8 protein-coding genes are annotated in these 17,055 nt (G+C 66.4%); 5 read left to right on the forward strand and 3 right to left on the reverse strand.

Annotation, left to right across the window (positions count from 1 at the left end):
• Together ABIC16_RS20765 and ABIC16_RS20770 are read right to left on the reverse strand one after the other, a co-directional pair.
• Nucleotides 1-1,154: tetratricopeptide repeat protein (locus tag ABIC16_RS20765; RefSeq protein WP_354292817.1), on the reverse strand; the 1,154-nt coding region annotated here is incomplete at its 3' end.
• Nucleotides 1,155-1,212: 58 nt separating this feature from the next.
• Entirely contained in the window at nt 1,213-2,301 is a 1,089-nt protein-coding gene (locus ABIC16_RS20770; protein WP_354292819.1) for a class I SAM-dependent methyltransferase, read from the reverse strand.
• Nucleotides 2,302-2,662: 361 nt separating this feature from the next.
• Here ABIC16_RS20770 and ABIC16_RS20775 point away from each other — a divergent pair, with 361 nt between their 5' ends.
• A complete protein-coding gene (locus tag ABIC16_RS20775; RefSeq protein ID WP_354292821.1) occupies nt 2,663-5,503 on the forward strand; it encodes a glycosyltransferase family protein in 2,841 nt (946 codons plus the stop codon).
• 33 nt (nt 5,504-5,536) lie between these two features.
• Nucleotides 5,537-6,454, forward strand: coding sequence for an NAD-dependent epimerase/dehydratase family protein (locus tag ABIC16_RS20780; RefSeq protein ID WP_354292822.1), 918 nt, complete (start codon nt 5,537-5,539; stop codon nt 6,452-6,454).
• A gap of 24 nt (nt 6,455-6,478) precedes the next feature.
• Here the strand turns inward: ABIC16_RS20780 and ABIC16_RS20785 are convergent, their stop codons facing one another.
• Nucleotides 6,479-8,395, reverse strand: coding sequence for a glycosyltransferase family 4 protein (locus tag ABIC16_RS20785; protein ID WP_354292824.1), 1,917 nt, complete (start codon nt 8,393-8,395; stop codon nt 6,479-6,481).
• A 195-nt stretch (nt 8,396-8,590) separates the two neighbouring features.
• Here ABIC16_RS20785 and ABIC16_RS20790 point away from each other — a divergent pair, with 195 nt between their 5' ends.
• The 3 genes from ABIC16_RS20790 (at nt 8,591) to ABIC16_RS20800 (ending at nt 17,040) form a co-directional block, all read left to right on the forward strand.
• Entirely contained in the window at nt 8,591-11,086 is a 2,496-nt protein-coding gene (locus ABIC16_RS20790; RefSeq protein ID WP_354292826.1) for a glycosyltransferase, read from the forward strand.
• Between the two features lie 72 nt (nt 11,087-11,158).
• Nucleotides 11,159-14,119: a hypothetical protein gene (locus ABIC16_RS20795; RefSeq protein WP_354292828.1), complete on the forward strand. Its 2,961-nt coding sequence runs from the start codon at nt 11,159-11,161 to the stop codon at nt 14,117-14,119.
• Nucleotides 14,120-14,175: 56 nt separating this feature from the next.
• On the forward strand, nt 14,176-17,040 hold the full coding sequence (locus ABIC16_RS20800) for a hypothetical protein (RefSeq protein ID WP_354292830.1): 2,865 nt from the start codon (nt 14,176-14,178) through the stop codon (nt 17,038-17,040).
• The last annotated feature ends 15 nt before the right edge of the window (nt 17,041-17,055 follow it).

Raw genomic sequence — 17,055 nt, forward strand, 5'->3', positions numbered from 1 at the left:
GCGGGGCGGGGCGCGGCACAATAATAAGCGATGACCGATCCCAGTTCGCGCCGCTCGGGCGCATAGTTGAGAATTGTGCCCGAGCGGGACGTCGCCATGCCTCCGAACGGCGAATGGAGCCGCAGCGCGCCATCCCGCAGGCACCCGAGTTGCAGCCGCCGGGCGGCGGCGATCAAAGTGAGGCGCTCGGCAGTGGCCGTGGTCATGAAACCGCGGTGCGCCACGCCCAGCGACAGCGGCAGATCGAAGCCGTCGAGAACCAGCGCGTCCGGGGTAACGAGGGCGGGGCCATAATGCGCCGCCGCCTCTTCGCTGCCGAGCGCCATCACCTGCGACGGCCGTTCGAGGCGCAGCACCTCGTCTAGATGCGGGGATGCGCGCACCGTGGCGGCGAGCGACGAATTGATGGCCTGCGCGGCGAATAGTTGCGTCCATAGGGCCCGAACGTCGCCCCTTGCCTCGAAAAGTGCGTGGAGTCGGCGGGCCTCTTCGTCGCCAGCTTCGGCATCCTCGGCCAGTTGCCGCAGTTGGCCGAGGGGCAGCGCCCGATTCGCCCCGATCGAGGCCTGTACCGCTATCTTCCTGAGGGCGCGCGCACCGGCCTCGTCGAGCGCCGGTTGCCTGTCAAGGAAGGCGAGGGTGCGGTCGCAGGCGTCGGCCGGGCGGCCGTGCAGCATTTCGAACAAAGCGGCGGTTTCTGTGACCGCCCCGTCATTGGGCAGGGACCGGGCAGCCCGATCGATGAGGCTGATCGCATCGTCCTGCCGGCCTTGGCCCCAGATGGCGTGGGCGAGGTGGACGAAGATTGGCGATGTGGCGAGACCGGCATCGACGGCACGGCGCAGGACTGCTTCCGCTCCGCTGCGATCACCGGTCTGCATCAGCGTCGCCCCGATCTGGAGGCAGGCGTCGGGCGAGGGGGCGGCATAAGCGAAAGCGGCCCGGAAATGGGCGTGGGCGGCATCCGGCTCACTGCGATCGCGATAATCGACGCCTGCTCGGATGTGGGCGGCCGCCATCATCGCATCGGGCCCATCGCCGCGACGGAGACGCCCTTCGAGGACCAGCCATTCGGGGCATTCGGGCGCACGGACGGTGGACGCGGCGCCAAACGCCACGTCCCACAGGTCCAGGAAGAGATCGGCAGGGGACATCGCTGCTGCCTAAGGTGAGCGCGACGGCGGTGGCAAGTCCCGCCGGCGGCCCACCGTCTCAGGCCGGAACGGAATGGAAGCGCGGGTTCACCCAGCCCTGCACGCCGTCGATGCGGGTGGTGGGCACGCCGTTCTCCAGGCTGAAGATTGCCGGTCGCTCGATCTCCATCCGCCAGCCATGGTCGAACAGTACGGTCATCAGCGCGCCTTCCAGCATGCGCGAGTGCGTGCCGATCAGGATGTGGCCGACCCGCTCCGTCAGCAGTTCGGCCGTTTCGTGGACGAGCGGGCCCTCGCCACCCTGGATGTCGATGTGCAGCAGGTTGATGAAGGGGCGGTCACCGATCACGTCGCGCAACGCGATCATCTCCAAGCTCTCGTAGCTGCCGTTACCGACGACTTCGTCGCGCTGCTGTTCGGTGGCACCGAAGATCGGCTCTAGCCCCCAATTGTCCTCGCCTTCCTGGCGCCGTGGAAAGAGGGCGATGCCGGACGAGCCTGCCGCCACGCCGCGCACGACATGATATTCGTCCGCCTCGATACCGTTAGACGCCATCGTCCGGTGGCAGAGATCGACGTGAAGGGGATCACCCTCGACGCCGATCAGTTCAATTTTCAGGCCGCGCCGCTTGGCCACGACGCCTGTGTTGGCCATCCAGCAGCCCCAGCCGCAGCCCAGCTCGATCATCGTGAACGTGTCCGTGGCCGCCTCGACCGGGCGGAGGGCGGCGGCCCATTCGGCCATGTCAGCATGATAGTTGGCCGGGATCGGTATCTGGTCGAGCGTGCCGCCGGTATCTGCCAGGAAGGGGAAGACCTCCACCGGCACGGCGACGCCGAGGAAATTGACGTTGTGCCCCGCGCGGGGCTGGCGGCTATGATCGATATTCCGCTCGACGATGCCGCGCACGTCGACGTTGCTGTTGTAGTGCAGCAGCGGATTAGGCAGCTGGAAACCCAGTCGAGACAGGGCTTCCTCGGACATCGCGATGTCATGCACCATCTGTGCGTGCGAGGGCTGGTGCATATGCCCCTCGAGCACCTCGCCGGGCACAGGTGCACGGCCGAGAATGACCCGATAGGCTTCGACGACGGCTTCCCGCTCCAGCGGCGGCGCCGCCTGGGCCGGGTCCGATACATGGTCCAACGCTGTTTCTCCTGATGCCAGGTGCGATCTGACAGATGGGCTGTCGCCTGACAATCTGCCAATTGCTAGACGGCGACAGCGGGCGTGCGCGATCTACCTAGGATAACAATTTCCATATCAACAATTTTAGTCTAGCCGTCTGCAGCCATTATCCCTTCCGCTTCTGGCATCGAAAGGCAGCAGGACGAAGATGACGAAGCGTGCCTTTTCCACCGGCACTTGCCGAACGGCCGATGCTGGCATTTCTCTCTGACACGATCGCTGCCATGCGATTTCGCCCGGCGCGACAGGCATGGCGGATATCGGGGCGCGGATATGCCATCCCTCGATAGACGCAACAAACCAACGGAGACTTCCAACTATGCGTCCTGCCTTTGCGCTGCTCCATACATGGCCGGATCTGAAGAATGCGGAATATGAGGTTCTCCAGCGCATCCTGAAGGCGGCCGATCATTGCGACGTGGACGTGGTGGTGATCGACAACAATGCCCGCATCTTGTGGTCGACCTCGCAGTTCAAGGCGATTCCGGGCGAGACGCTGGACGGCAAGGACGTCGATTTCCTCCTGTCGCTACACTTTGAATCGCCCCGGATGGTGGATGCTTATTCCTACTACACCCTCTGGCAGCCGATCAGCTTCTACATGGATTTTGGCTACCAGAAGAGCATCGACAAGATCTGCACGCACAACGACCTGATCTCCTGCGCGTCCGACATCGCCGATGCGCATGGCCTGAACCTGATGGCCGGCGTCGGCCGCCGCCCGGCCGAGCCGCTGCCGCGGATGTTCCACACGCTGCCGGAACCCTATCTCGAACCGCGCATCACCAAGGATGCGCGGCTGTTCTACATCGGCATCAACTGGGAACGGATCGGCCGGCCCAAGGGCCGCTTCCACGATGTTCTGATTGGCCTCGACAAGAAGGATCTGGTCGACATCTACGGACCCGAAAGCGTGCTTGGCGTGGCGCCCTGGGAAGGGTTCGACAGCTATCAGGGCGAATTGCCGTTCGACGGCGAGAGTGTGAAATATGCGATCAACCGCTCGGGCATCTGTCTGGTGCTGTCCTCGCTGCCGCACAAGACCACCGGCATCATGAGCAACCGCCTATTCGAGGGACTGGCCGGGGGTGCCGCTATCATCGCGACGCCCAATCCGATCATCGACAAATTCTTCCGCGACGCCGTCTATCTGGTCGACGACAGCCGGGGGGAGCAGCATCTCGGCCAGCAGATCCTCGATGCCGTCTGGAAAATCCGTAGCGATCCGGACGAGGCGCGCCGCCGCACGCTGGAAGGCCAGCGCATCCTGCGCGAGCATTGCCGGCTTGAGGACAGCATTCTCCAACTGGTGGCCGAGACGCCCAAGCGGATCGCGCGCCACGAGGCCAGTTTTCTGGCGGAAGCGCCGATCGGCGTGTGCCTGATCTGGCGCGGCGGATCGGCGGAGGCGCTCGGCAAGCGGCTGGAGGAGCTTGCCGCCCAAAAGCGCGTGACGCTCGACGTGCATCTGCTGTGCGATGCCGATTTCGCGGCCCGCGGCGGCAAAACCGTCCCCGGGCTCGCCACCGGCAGCATCGCCACGATCACGGTGCATCCGATCGCCCTGTTTCCGAAGGCCGAGACGTTCGACGGGATCGTGCAGCCCGCCGAACGGACCGGGCCGCAACTCGCGGCCGTCCTCCGTGCGATCGATGCACCCTATTTCGCGATCCTGAACGAGGAGGACGGCCTGTTCTCCGAGCATTTCGCGAGCCTCGCAAAGGTGCTGGAAACCGATCCGTCCGCCGCCTTCGCCTGCTCCGGCATGCTCGTCGATCAGGAGGATGCGATCGGCCTCCGTTCCCGCCGGGTCGAGGGCAGCGATTTCACCGCTATGCGGTCCATCCTGCTCGTCAACGGGGAAAGCCAGGCAGGCCGGTTCCTCTACCGGTCGAGCCTGATCGACGACGGTTCCGCCGATCTGCTGAACCTGCTGGACGGCGAGGAGCATAGCTATTTCAGGCTGGCCGCCTGCCTGGCCGGGCCGCTCGCCCAGACCGGCTATTCGACCTATCTCCTCGACCAGACGATCCTGTCCAATGGACAGCGGCCGTCAGAGACGATCGAGTTCCAGCGGCAATATATCCGCGACCGGTTCAAGCGGGATGCACGCTGGCTGGCGCGTCTGGCGGCAGGCGGCGATCTGCCGCAGTTCGTCTACGCCTATGGACCCGGCTCGCCGATCAGCTGGAGCGAGCAGGTCGCCCCGGCTCAGGCCCACCAGCGGATCCCGGCGAACCAGTCGCTGCCTACTAAGGCGGGCGGCCGGGGCGTGCCCTGTCTCGCGGCGGGTTTCTCCGCGCCCGAGGCCGATTACACCTGGGTCTGTGCGGAACGCGGCATCGTCGAATTCTCGATCCAGCCGGATGACGTTTCGGCCGATGCGAATTATGATATTCTGCTGACGATGTTCGGTCGCCGCTCGTTCGAAGCCGGGCGCGAGCAGCATTGCACCTTTGCCCTCAACGGCAAGATCATCGCCTATCAGCGCATCCCCGAAACGCCCGGTGTCGTCCGTCTGGCCGTGCCGATGCAGCAGATGGGCCGCCCCGTCCGCTTCCGGCTCGAACTGATCCCGGATCATGCTGAGCAAGTCTGCAATGCCGAGGGCAGGGTGATCGATGCGCGCCGATTGAGTGTGGCGCTGGCGAGCATCGAGGTTCGGCAGGAGATCGGCGCGAAGTTGCCTGTGCTGGGCGCGGGCGCCCTGCACCCCTGCCACGAGAAGGGCGCCGGGGTCGATGCGCTGTTCTCCGGCTTCTATCCGCCGGAGGGCGACTTTACCTGGATGGCGGGGTGCCAGGCGGCGCTGCGTTTTGTCCTCGATGCGGTGCCGACGCGCCCGGTTCTCCGCATCCGGATGGAAAGCCGCCCCGGCTTCGAGAGCAAGCAGCCGCTCGAGGCGATGTTTGTCCTGAACGGGACGAAGCTGGGAACATATCGCCTCGCCGAACCGGCCGAGCTTCTCAAGATTCGGCTGAGCGATGCGTGCGGCAGCGGCGGACTGATGCGGCTCAATATCGAGATCAGCCATGCCGAGGCAGTGTATGACGCTAGCCACCAGATCATCGACAACCGGCTGCTGGGTGCGGCCATCGTGGAATTCGGTATATTCAATGAAGACGAAGATAGCGACGATGTGTCTGAAATACTGGGATAATGTCGCGTCTACGCAAGGTGCGGGGGGAATAAGATGATAGTGGTAACCGGTGGCAACGGCGTGCTTGGCAAGGCCTTGTCTGAACAACTGGCCGAGGGAGGCGAGCCCGTCACCCTCGCTTCCCGTCATCGCGTCGATCTCGGTGATTCCGCAGCCACGCTCGCCTTCTTCAAGGCGGTGAAGCCGCGTCTCGTCTATCATCTGGCGGCGCGCGTGCACGGCTTGGGTGGCAACGCGCGCTACCCGGCCGAAATGTATACGGACAATATCCGCATCAATACCAACGTCATCGATGCCGCGCATCAGGCCGGATGCGAGAAGATCGTCGCAGTCAGCACCGTCGCCATCTATTCGTCAGATGCCCCAAAACCGGTCGACGAAAGCTCGATTTGGTTCGATCAGCCCCATCACGGGGAAAAGGCCTATGGCCATGCCAAGCGGGGAATGCTGGCCCAGCTGGAAGCCTACAACAAGCAATATGGCCTGTCCTTCGCCTATCCGATCATGACCAACCTCTATGGCCCGCACGACCGCTTCGATCCGGTCTACGGGCATGTTGTGCCGTCGCTGCTCGTTAAATTCCATCGCGCCATCGAGGAAGGCACCACGGTCGACGTCTGGGGCTCGGGGCGGGCGGAGCGGGATTTCCTCTATGCGAGCGATGCGGCGCGCGCGCTGCGCATGATCGCCGAGCGGCACGAGGGGCCGATCAACGTGGCAAGCGGAACGGTCTGGTCGATCCGCAACATCGTTGAGATGCTGCAGCGGCACACGGGCATCGCCAACGTTGTCTGGGACGATACCAAGCCCGATGGGGAATTGCTGCGCCGCTACAATATCGATCGGCTAAAGGCGATTGGCTTCGCACCCGAAGTTTCGATCGAGGAGGGACTGGCCCGTACCTACGACTGGTATCGGCAGAACTATCCGGACGTCCGCATGGTCGCCTGACGGCGGTCGCCGACGATCTGACCGTCAGGCCGACACGGCGACCTGACGGTAGTTTTCCAGCCCGCCCAGTGCCACCGCCTCGACGAAATCGAGCCGGGCGCGGGAATTGCGCGGATCGAAGACGAAGAAGCCGCCGAGGCCGACGCCGATCTCTCGCGGCTTGGCGGCGGGGGACGGTGTGTTGGTCTCGGTCACATGGCCGACGATGTGAATCGTGATCGCGGCCCTGGCCTCTTCCACTGCCGGTTCAAGCTCTAGGAACACCCATCGCCGCCCGTCGGCGGCGATCGACCCGGTCGAGGTTGTGGCCTGCCCGTCGACGGATACGGTGAAGCCCGTCGCGCGGCCCAGCAGGCCGTACAGTTCCAGCGCCAGACGCTGCGTGCCTTCGGGCAGCCGCATCGTCAGGGTGCCGCCGCCGGGGCGGCTCCAACAGCCGAAATCCTCCAGCCGCCACCAGCCGGTGCCGGATCGGAAGATTTCGGCCGATCCCATGCCGGCTATGATCTGCGTCTCGCGGTTGCGCTGCATCGGATAGAAGCCGGGGCGTGCCGTGACGGGGGCCCAGCCGGAATCCTGCGCCCCGGCCCGGTCCGCGAACAGGCGCAGATGAGCTTTGATGTCGCGAGCGACGTCCGCCCAGGTGCGGGATTTGAAATTGCGGGCGATCGCGGCCTCCTTCTCCTGGCGAAAGGCGGCGTCGTAGATCAGTCGTTCCAGTGCCGAGACGAGCGATGCGGTCGATCCCGTCTGGAACAGCACGGACAGGCCGGCGCCGGCCTGCGGCAGCGAGGAATTGTCGGCCGTCAGCGGCACCTTGCCGTAGCAGAGGGATTCGGTAACGGGCAGGCCCCAGCCTTCGTAATAACTGGGGTAGAGTGTGAAGAGGCACTGCTGGTAGAGCGCCTCCAGCACCGCATCGTCGACATGTTCGAGGAGGAGTACCTTGTCCTGCAGGTCGACGCTGGCGTCGCGCCGGGCGAACACCTCGTGGCTCCGGAAGCCCCGCTTGCCTACGCAGACGAGCGGTGGAACGCGATCCTTGCCGTGGAGGCCGATCAGCCGCTGCCATGCGTCGAAGGCACCCAGCTGGTTCTTGCGCGTCTCCAGCGTGGAGACGAACAGCACGAACGATCCCGGGGCGAGGCCCCATTGCGCCAGGATGCCGGGGGCGGAACCGCTTTGCCCGCCCCGCGCCAGATCCGCCTGGAGCGGCGTGACGGCAACGTCCTCGGGCGGGATCGTCCAGCCCAGCTGCGCGGCATGGCCGATCAGGTCCGCCTTGGTGGCGTCCGAATTGGCCAGGAAAAAATCGGCATGCTGCAGCACGCCCATCAGCCAGTCGATGAAGTCGTGCACGAGATCGGGGTGGCATTCGTTCGGGCGCAGGACCGGGATCATGTCGTGGATCAACGGCACGTAGCGGATGCCGTGATCGATCTTGGCCTTGCGGATGTACATGAAATAATTGGGCAGCCACCAGGACGTGCCGAGATTGACGAGGAACGCGCCCTGCGGAAACGCAAGCGCCGGCTGGTGCGCTACGGCGCGCTCCAGTTCCGCGCAAGCCGCCCGCCAATCGGCGGCGGTGGGATCGCCGCCCGCCATGCTGAGGCGGCAGACCATGCGGAACGGCGCCGCCGGCACGCCCACCCATTCATCGCGTCCCTCGACGAAGCGGACGAGGCCCACGCCATGCTCGTCCGCCAAATCGAGAACGTTCAGGATGACGCTAATCTGGACCCGCTGTACCCCCGTCGGCAGGCGGTTGTCCGGGAAATATCCGAACATGTCCGATACGTCGAACAGCACGGCGTCGCCCGTCTCGCCGCCGGGCTTTACGGGGCTGATCCCGCTACCGATCGCATCGAGGATCCGGTGGGCAGCGTGCAGCGTATCGATGGCGTCGGTGGGCGCCCCGGTCAGGATGCCGCTGTCCAAGCTCAGGGATACGTCGCGGATCGATCGGCGGGCGCGGTCAATCGCTTCGGCAAGTCCCTCGTCGGGGAGAGGGGCGGAATCTGGTATCATCTCTGTCTCGCTCTCAATCGGCCGGGGAGGGGTTCTGCGGGAATTGCCGAACAGCGGCGGAAACTCAAGAACACTCTTGTCAATCGGGCAGGTCCGCTACAACAGATGGGTCGGTCGCCCCGATCGGGCGACGGCGATCAGGCGATCGGGCACAGGGGTGCGGAACGGAACGGGATCACTTCAGTCATGCTCGGCATCAAGCGAATGAAATCGGCGGGCATCACGGTTTCGAAACCCGTTTACAAGGCGATCGGCCAGGGCAATCGGGCGCGCGATGCGTGCAATTGGTCCGAAGCCGTTGCCGCCTACCAGACGGCGCTGGCGCTGGCGCCCGATCTTTACCACATCTGGATTCAGATGGGCCATTCCGCCAAGGAAGGCGGCTATATCGAAGAAGCGCAGACTGCCTATGCGCAGGCCGGCCGGCTGCGGCCCCAGGGCGGCGAAGCGCAGCTGCTGCTGGCGCAGCTCCACAAGAATAATGGTCACCCGCGCGTGGCGGCATGTGCATTCATGGCGCTGGCGGTGACCGACGCCCATCGCGACGAGGCGCTGCGCGAACTGGTCGCCCTTGCTAGCCCCGTCGCTGCTCTCACGAGCGATCGGATCCGCGCCGTGCTCGACCGGGCCGAGCAATTGCCCGCACCCGATCTGGCGACCACTGTCACTGCTCTAGACGACGTACTCGCTAGGCTGCCCGACGGCGGCGACGACGCTGGCACGATCACGGCCGCGCGCGCGCTGATCGCGCGGATCGAGCGTGGGGAGGGGGTCGATCCGCACGCCGGCGATCGGGCCGGGGATCGCACGCTTGTGTTTGATATCAGCGATCTCGTCGCGCATTTTCGCCATCATCGTCTGCCGACCGGGATCCAGCGCGTACAGATCGAGATGCTGGCGGCGGCGCTGAAGGCGCAGGGCGCGGACGGGATTGGCATCTGCTGCTTCATCGACGGGCGGGATTACTGGATCGAGATTCCGGTCGAGCGCTTCCTGGCCCTTGCTTATTTGTCGAGCGGCGGCAGCGAGTCCGACTGGCAGGTGGCGCGCGACAGCCTGTTCTTCCATCTCGCCATCGACGAAGCCTATGACCTGCCCGATCGGGCGATTCTCATCAACCTCGGCACGTCCTGGTGGATCTACGATTATTTCCGCCTGATCCGGGAAGCGCGTGCCGCCAAGGGCATCGCCTATATTCCGATGGTCTATGATCTCATCCCGATCCTGGCGCCGCAATATTGCGTGGCGGGCATCACCGGGGATTATGTCAGCTGGGCGGTCGGCGTGTTCCAGCATGCCGACGGCTATCTGGCGATTTCGGAATCGACTAAGCGCGATCTCATCACCGTCGCCGGCCACTTGGGCCATGCGGTGCCGCCGAAGAAGGTGCAGGTCATCGCGCTCGATGCCGACTTCCGCCGGATGGCGGCCGCGCCTTTGCCGCTGACAACGCTCCGCCGCTGGCAGCTGGAGGACGTGCCCTACGCCCTGTTCGTCTCGACGATCGAGGCGCGCAAGAACCATAATCTGGCTTTCGATGCCTGGGCCGAGCTGATCCGCATACATGGGCGCGAACGGCTGCCCCGGCTCGTCTGCGTCGGCCGCAATGGCTGGCTGAACGATCAGGCCTTTGCGCGTCTTGCCACCAACGATGATCTGCGCGAGCACGTCACGATCATTCACCAGGCGTCCGACGAGGAACTGGCGTTGCTCTACGGTGCCTGCCGCTTCACCGTCTATCCGAGCCATTACGAGGGTTGGGGCCTGCCTGTCACCGAATCCCTCTGCTACGGGCGCGTGCCGGTCGTCGCGGACAATTCCTCGCTGCCGGAGGCGGGCGGCGATTTCGCCCTGATGTTCGAGCCGGATTCGGTCGATGCGCTGGTCGAAGCGGTCGAGACGGTCGCCTTCGACGATGCCTGGCGCCTCGCGCGCGAGCAGCGGATCGCGGCCGAATTCCGCCCGCGCCGGTGGAGCGACCTCTATCGCCAGAGCGCCGAGGCGGTGCGGCGCTTCGCGGCCGAGCACCCGGTCGACATCCCCGCGATGCGCGCCGTCTCGTTGGGCACTTATTATCCGACCACCCTCTATCGTGATCGGCGCATCTGGCGGTCACTTGCCAGTGGCGAGATCTTCCGGGCGGGCGAAGGATGGTTGTGGCCCGAGACCGACGGATGCCGGACGACGCTGGCGGGCGGCGACCTGCGCATGACGGTGCCCGAGGCGGGCCAGTCTTTACGCCTCTATCTGCATCTCCGCGGCCTGTCGGAGGTGCCCTGCCCCTTCTCGATCATAGCCGGCGGAGAGACAATCCTCTCCGGAACGCTGCGTGCCGGAGAGCGGCGGTGGGTGATGGCGGACCTGCCCGCCCTCGCCAGCCCCGAGGTGGCGGTGACCGTGAAAGGCGAGGCGGCCGAGCGGATCGGGATGGCGACGGGCGGCACGATGAAGAGCGTGCTGTCGTCGCTGACCGTCCTCGGCTTCGCGCTTTGCCACCGCGACGACGAGGAGGCCCGCATCCGTTTTGTCGAAGCGCTGGCGCTGGGTGATGTGGACGACGTCAACGCCTATCGTCAGCCAGCTGCCTTGTCGGCTCGATAGGTCCGCCACGGGTGCTAAATTTATTGGTGGGCCGGCATCGGTCCTTTTGTTTTCGAGCGAGCAGGATTGAGCATGGTGGACGGTGATAGTGTGCCGCCTCGGCCGCTTGGGGATGTTGTCGGTGAGATCGCGGCGGGGGGCTTGTCGCTGGATGCGCGGTCCGTGTGCGTGCTGATCGAGGAGCGTCTAGCGGAGTATGTGGGGCATCGTCCGGTGGATCCGGCGGTTCTGCGCACGGTGATCCGGGCGGCATATTCGATCCGTCATTTCGGCCTGATCGCGGCAATCGGCGAGGGGCTGGACGATGTCTATTGGGGTCTGCCGATTGATCGGGAGACGGTTTCGCTGATCCATCATGTGGGGATCGTGTGGCGGTCATCGGGCGGCGGCGTGACGCTGTATGCTGGCGCACCGGACGGATGGTGGACGGCGGCGCTCGAGGCAAAGAGCGAGGCGCGCCTACTGCGCGCGCTGGACGGGGCGGTGCGTCCGGGCCGAGATCTGGACGATGTCGAGATCGTCCGGCTGGTGGGCATCGTGGCGCTGGCGGGAGCGCTGGGGTGGAGCGCGGGGTTTCGCCATGGGCAGCGGCTGCTGGTAGCTGGGGTGCCGGAATCGGGCGTGGCGGCGCTCGATCATGGCTGGGTGATGTTCGGCCTGCCTGGCAAGGGTCTCGCTTCGCTGGGCGCGCAGGTCCGGCGCGGGATCGAAGGGGCGGCGGCGGAGCGGGACTGGGGGCATGCGCTCGCCGCTTTCGGGGATGCGGCCGACATGGCGTCGGCCTCGGCGGTGTGGGATCTGGCCGGGGCGCAGGGCCGCCTTTCGGTGCTGCTGGGTGGTGCGCCGCTTGATGGCGTGGATCGGGCGGCGCTGGCGGGGCGGGTGACGGCGGCGGCGGTGCCTGCGGCGGCGGATCCGGTCTGGATCTACATGACGTGGCGGGAGGGGGCGGACAGGCTGATCGGTCTTGCGGCCTGTTATCTGGAGACAAACACGCGGTTCGTCGTGTCGATCGGGGCGGAAGGGCGACCGGCGGATCTGGCGCTGGCGTCGGCGCTGCTGCTGGCGGATCGGGCGCATATGATCGCGCGGCCGGTGGTGACGTGGGGTGGTCCAAAGTTGCTGTTCCAGAACCTGTTGCCAGTAATGGCGGCGTTCCATGCGCGGACGGGGGGCAAGGCGTGGCTGTCGGTGGTGTGCGACCGCTCCTTCCCGCTGCACGGGCTGGGTCGCTTCGCCGACCGACTGTCCGACCGCCGTGTCATGGCGCGGTCCGGGCCGCTCCCGGCGCCGCAATATTGGCATGCGGAATGGGATGCGGCGACAGTCGAGGATCTGCCGGCCCTGTTTGGCGATGCCATGGCCGAATTGTTCGAGACGGGCGGTGCGCAGAAGCTGGTCGGGCTTGTCGGGCCCAATTCCAATTATTATCCCCGCGACGATTTCCGGCTGATGGGATGCCATCTCAACTTCTCGCGCGAAGCGCGGGCGATCAACGGCGAGCATCGCTTTGCCGCGCAGACCTATTCGGTCTCGCCATATGATGCCGATTTCCGCTGGATGTCGCTCGCCCGGCTGTCCGAATTTGTCGATACCGCGACCGAAGGCGGGCCGACCTATGCCCGCTCGCATCATCCCTGGATGGTGCGCTGGATCCACAGCGTGCTGAAGACGCAGGACCTCCACGTCGGCGATCCTTTTTTCACCGCGTCGCATGCTTATGCGAACTGCCTGCTGACCGATCCGGAGCGGTTCGCTCTGTTCGCCGCCACCGGTGGCGGCATGGGGCCGGAAATGACCTTCTTCGACACCTATGCCTATACGCATGGCCTGCTCGACGATTTCCGGCACCTCTATTCGCGTCAGCCGACCGAGGTGGTGGGGGCCGCCTTCCTCGACCCGGTGCTGGACGATGGCGATGCTTCCGGCATTCAGTTCGTCCGCAAGGTGGCGGCGGACCCGCGCGACGAGCTGCTGAACTTTCTGGCGCGGCGGGTGATCGACGACAGCGGCTGGGATGGGTTCCACTGGGTGGCGGCGGGCCCGCGCGACGCCGCAGCGGCGGCCGATCCGCTGCCGGTACTGGACGCCGAACTGATGGCGGCGCTGGTCGGCGTGCGGCTGACGCTGCGCGACCTGCTCGACCGCGATCGCCGCGCCGCGGTGCTGGAGGCGGACGGTACGGTCATGGGGGCGGACGGGCCCTTGGGCGAATGGGTCTATGGCGAAAGCTGGCTGACCATCCGCTTCCATGACCCGCGGCTGGGGGAAAAGCGCTATTGCGGCATGGGTGCGAACCGCGACCGGCTAACGCTTGTGCCCGACGAGATCGTCGACGCCTATAACGGCTGGAGCGTCTTTCTCGATTTCCCGCTGGCCCGGATGCCGCAGGCATCCGGCCCGGTCGCCACCCTCGATGCGGCGGCGGCGCTGGCGGACGGGGCGCGGCCCTGGGTTGGCAGTCCCATGGCGGACAGCGCGATGATCGCGGCCTTCATCGATTTCGAGCGATCGACGCCGACACCCACCTTCCGCCATCCCGGCCGCGCGATCGGGATCCGCGGCACGGGCGGACACATGCTGGTGCTGGCCGCCATCGCCGACCGGCCCGCTCTGCTCCGGTTGCACGGCGCGGCGGCGGCGGACGGACGGACGGCAGCGCTGCTGTCGGTCGGCGATGCGGCAGACCGGGCGGCGTGGGACGCCTTGCCCGCAGCCCGGCCGGTCTTCGCGCTCCACACCGACGACCTACCTGGCCGGTGGCGCCTGGAGACGGTCGAGGCGGACCGCACGGTCAACCTGCACGGCGACGGGCGGATCACCGACGAGGCGGGCGATCTGCTCGGCCACTGGCGTCGGGCGTCGGGCGGCCTCCGCCTGTTCGGGATCGAGGGCCTCCGCATCGCGCTCACCACCCAGGCTCGCGTCCGCGACGGCCGCTGGCGCTTGACCGGCTGGGGCAACCCCACCATGCGCGAACAACAGAGCTTCGCCCTCGCGCAACTTCCCGTCTGCTCCGGCACCGAAGTTTGACGGCCATACCGCCTCGGCCGCTTGGGGATGTTGTCGATGAGATCGCGGCGGGGGGCTTGTCGCTGGATGCGCGGTCCGTGTGCGTGCGGATCGAGGAGCGTCTAGCGGAGTATGTGGGGCATCGTCCGGTGGATCCGGCGGTTCTACGCACGGTGATCCGGGCGGCATATTCGATCCGTCATTTCGGCCTGATCGCGGCAATCGGCGAGGGGCTGGACGATGTCTATTGGGGTCTGCCGATTGATCGGGAGACGGTTTCGCTGATCCATCATGTGGGGATCGTGTGGCGGTCATCGGGCGGCGGCGTGACGCTGTATGCTGGCGCACCGGACGGATGGTGGACGGCGGCGCTCGAGGCAAAGAGCGAGGCGCGCCTACTGCGCGCGCTGGACGGGGCGGTGCGTCCGGGCCGAGATCTGGACGATGTCGAGATCGTCCGGCTGGTGAGCATCGTGGCGCTGGCGGGAGCGCTGGGGTGGAGCGCGGGGTTTCGCCATGGGCAGCGGCTGCTGGTAGCTGGGGTGCCGGAATCGGGCGTGGCGGCGCTCGATCATGGCTGGGTGATGTTCGGCCTGCCTGGCAAGGGTCTCACTTCGCTGGGGGCGCAGGTCCGGCGCGGGATCGAAGGGGCGGCGGCGGAGCGGGACTGGGGGCATGCGCTCGCCGCTTTCGGGGATGCGGCCGACATGGCGTCGGCCTCGGCGGTGTGGGATCTGGCCGGGGCGCAGGGCCGCCTTTCGGTGCTGCTGGGTGGTGCGCCGCTTGATGGCGTGGATCGGGCGGCGCTGGCGGGGCGGGTGACGGCGGCGGCGGTGCCTGCGGCGGCGGATCCGGTCTGGATCTACATGACGTGGCGGGAGGGGGCGGACAGGCTGATCGGTCTTGCGGCCTGTTATCTGGAGACAAACACGCGGTTCGTCGTGTCGATCGGGGCGGAAGGGCGACCGGCGGATCTGGCGCTGGCGTCGGCGCTGCTGCTGGCGGATCGGGCGCATATGATCGCGCGACCGGTGGTGACGTGGGGTGGTCCAAAGCTGCTGTTCCAGAACCTGTTGCCAGTGATGGCGGCGTTCCATGCGCGGACGGGGGGCAAGGCGTGGCTGTCGGTGGTGTGCGACTGCTCCTTCCCGCTGCACGGGCTGGGCCGCTTCGTCGACCGACTGTCCGACAGCCGTGTCATGGCGCGCGCGGGCATCCGTCTGGCGCCACAATATTGGCATGGCGAATGGGATGCGGCGACAGTCGAGGATCTGCCGGCCCTGTTTGGCGATGCCATGGCCGAATTGTTCGAGACGGGCGGTGCGCAGAAGCTGGTCGGGCTTGTCGGGTCCCATTATCCTCAATTGCCGAAGGACTTCCGGCTTAACGCGAGCTTCATCAACTTCGGGCATACCTCCCGTTCGATCACCGGCATCAAGAGCCTTGATGCGCAGACCTATTCGGTTTCACCCTATGATGCCGATTTCCGCTGGATGTCGCTGACGCGCCTCTCGCAGTTCGTTGATACCGCGACCGAAGGCGGGCCGACCTATGCCCGCTCGCATCATCCCTGGATGGTGCGCTGGATCCACAGCGTGCTGAAGACGCAGGATCTGCATGCCGGCGATCCCTTTTTCACCGCGTCGCATGCCTATGCCGAGCGCCTGCTGACCGATCCAGAGCGGTTTGCGCTGTTCGCCGCCACCGGTGGCGGCATGGGGCCGGAGATGACCTTCTTCGACACCTATGCCTATACGCATGGCCTGCAGGCGGACTTTCTTCACCTCTTTGCGCCGTATCGGCTGAGCGTGGCAGAGGGCGAGGCGATCGATCCGATCATCGAGGATGCGGATGCCTCCGATTATCAGTTTGTCCGCAAGGTTCCGATGGATCCCAACGATGAACTGCTGAACTTCCTGTCGCGGCGGGTGATCGACGACAGCGGCTGGGCGGCGTTCCATTGGGTGGCGGCAGGCCCGCGCGACGCCGCCGCGACAGCCGATCCACTGCCGGTACTGGACGACGAACTAATGGCGGTGCTGGTTGGCACGCCGTTCACCGTCCGCGACCTGCTCGACCGCCACCGCCGCGTCGCGATCCTGGAGGCGGACGGCAGGGTCAGGGGGCTGGAGGGTTCGCTCGGCGAATGGCACTATCAGGCAGGCTGGCTGACCATCCGCTTCCATGACCCGCGGCTGGGGGAAAAGCGCTATTGCGGCATGGGCGCCAATCGCGACCGGCTGACGCTCGTACCCGACGAGATCGTCGACGTGCAGAACGGCTGGAGCGCGTTCCTCGATTTCCCGCTGGCCCGGATACCGCAGGCATCCGGCCCGGTCGCCACCCTCGATGCGGCGGCGGCGCTGGCGGACGGGGCGCGGCCCTGGGTCGGCAGTCCCATGGCGGACAGCGCGATGATCGCGGCATTCATCGATTTCGAGCGATCGACGCCGACACCCACCTTCCGCCATCCCGGCCGCGCGATCGGGATCCGCGGCACGGGCGGACACATGCTGGTGCTGGCCGCCATCGCCGACCGGCCCGCTCTGCTCCGGTTGCACGGCGCGGCGGCGGCGGACGGACGGACGGCAGCGCTGCTGTCGGTCGGCGATGCGGCAGACCGGGCGGCGTGGGACGCCTTGCCCGCAGCCCGGCCGGTCTTCGCGCTCCACACCGACGACCTACCTGGCCGGTGGCGCCTGGAGACGGTCGAGGCGGACCGCACGGTCAACCTGCACGGCGACGGGCGGATCACCGACGAGGCGGGCGATCTGCTCGGCCACTGGCGCCGGGCGTCGGGCGGCCTCCGCCTGTTCGGGATCGAGGGCCTCCGCATCGCGCTCACCACCCAGGCTCGCGTCCGCGACGGCCGCTGGCGCTTGACCGGCTGGGGCAACCCCACCATGCGCGAACAACAGAGCTTCGCCCTCGCGCAACTTTAACTGCCACACCGCCAG

The sequence above is a fragment of the Sphingomonas sp. PvP055 genome, assembly GCF_040546365.1.
Lineage (GTDB): Bacteria > Pseudomonadota > Alphaproteobacteria > Sphingomonadales > Sphingomonadaceae > Sphingomonas > Sphingomonas echinoides_A.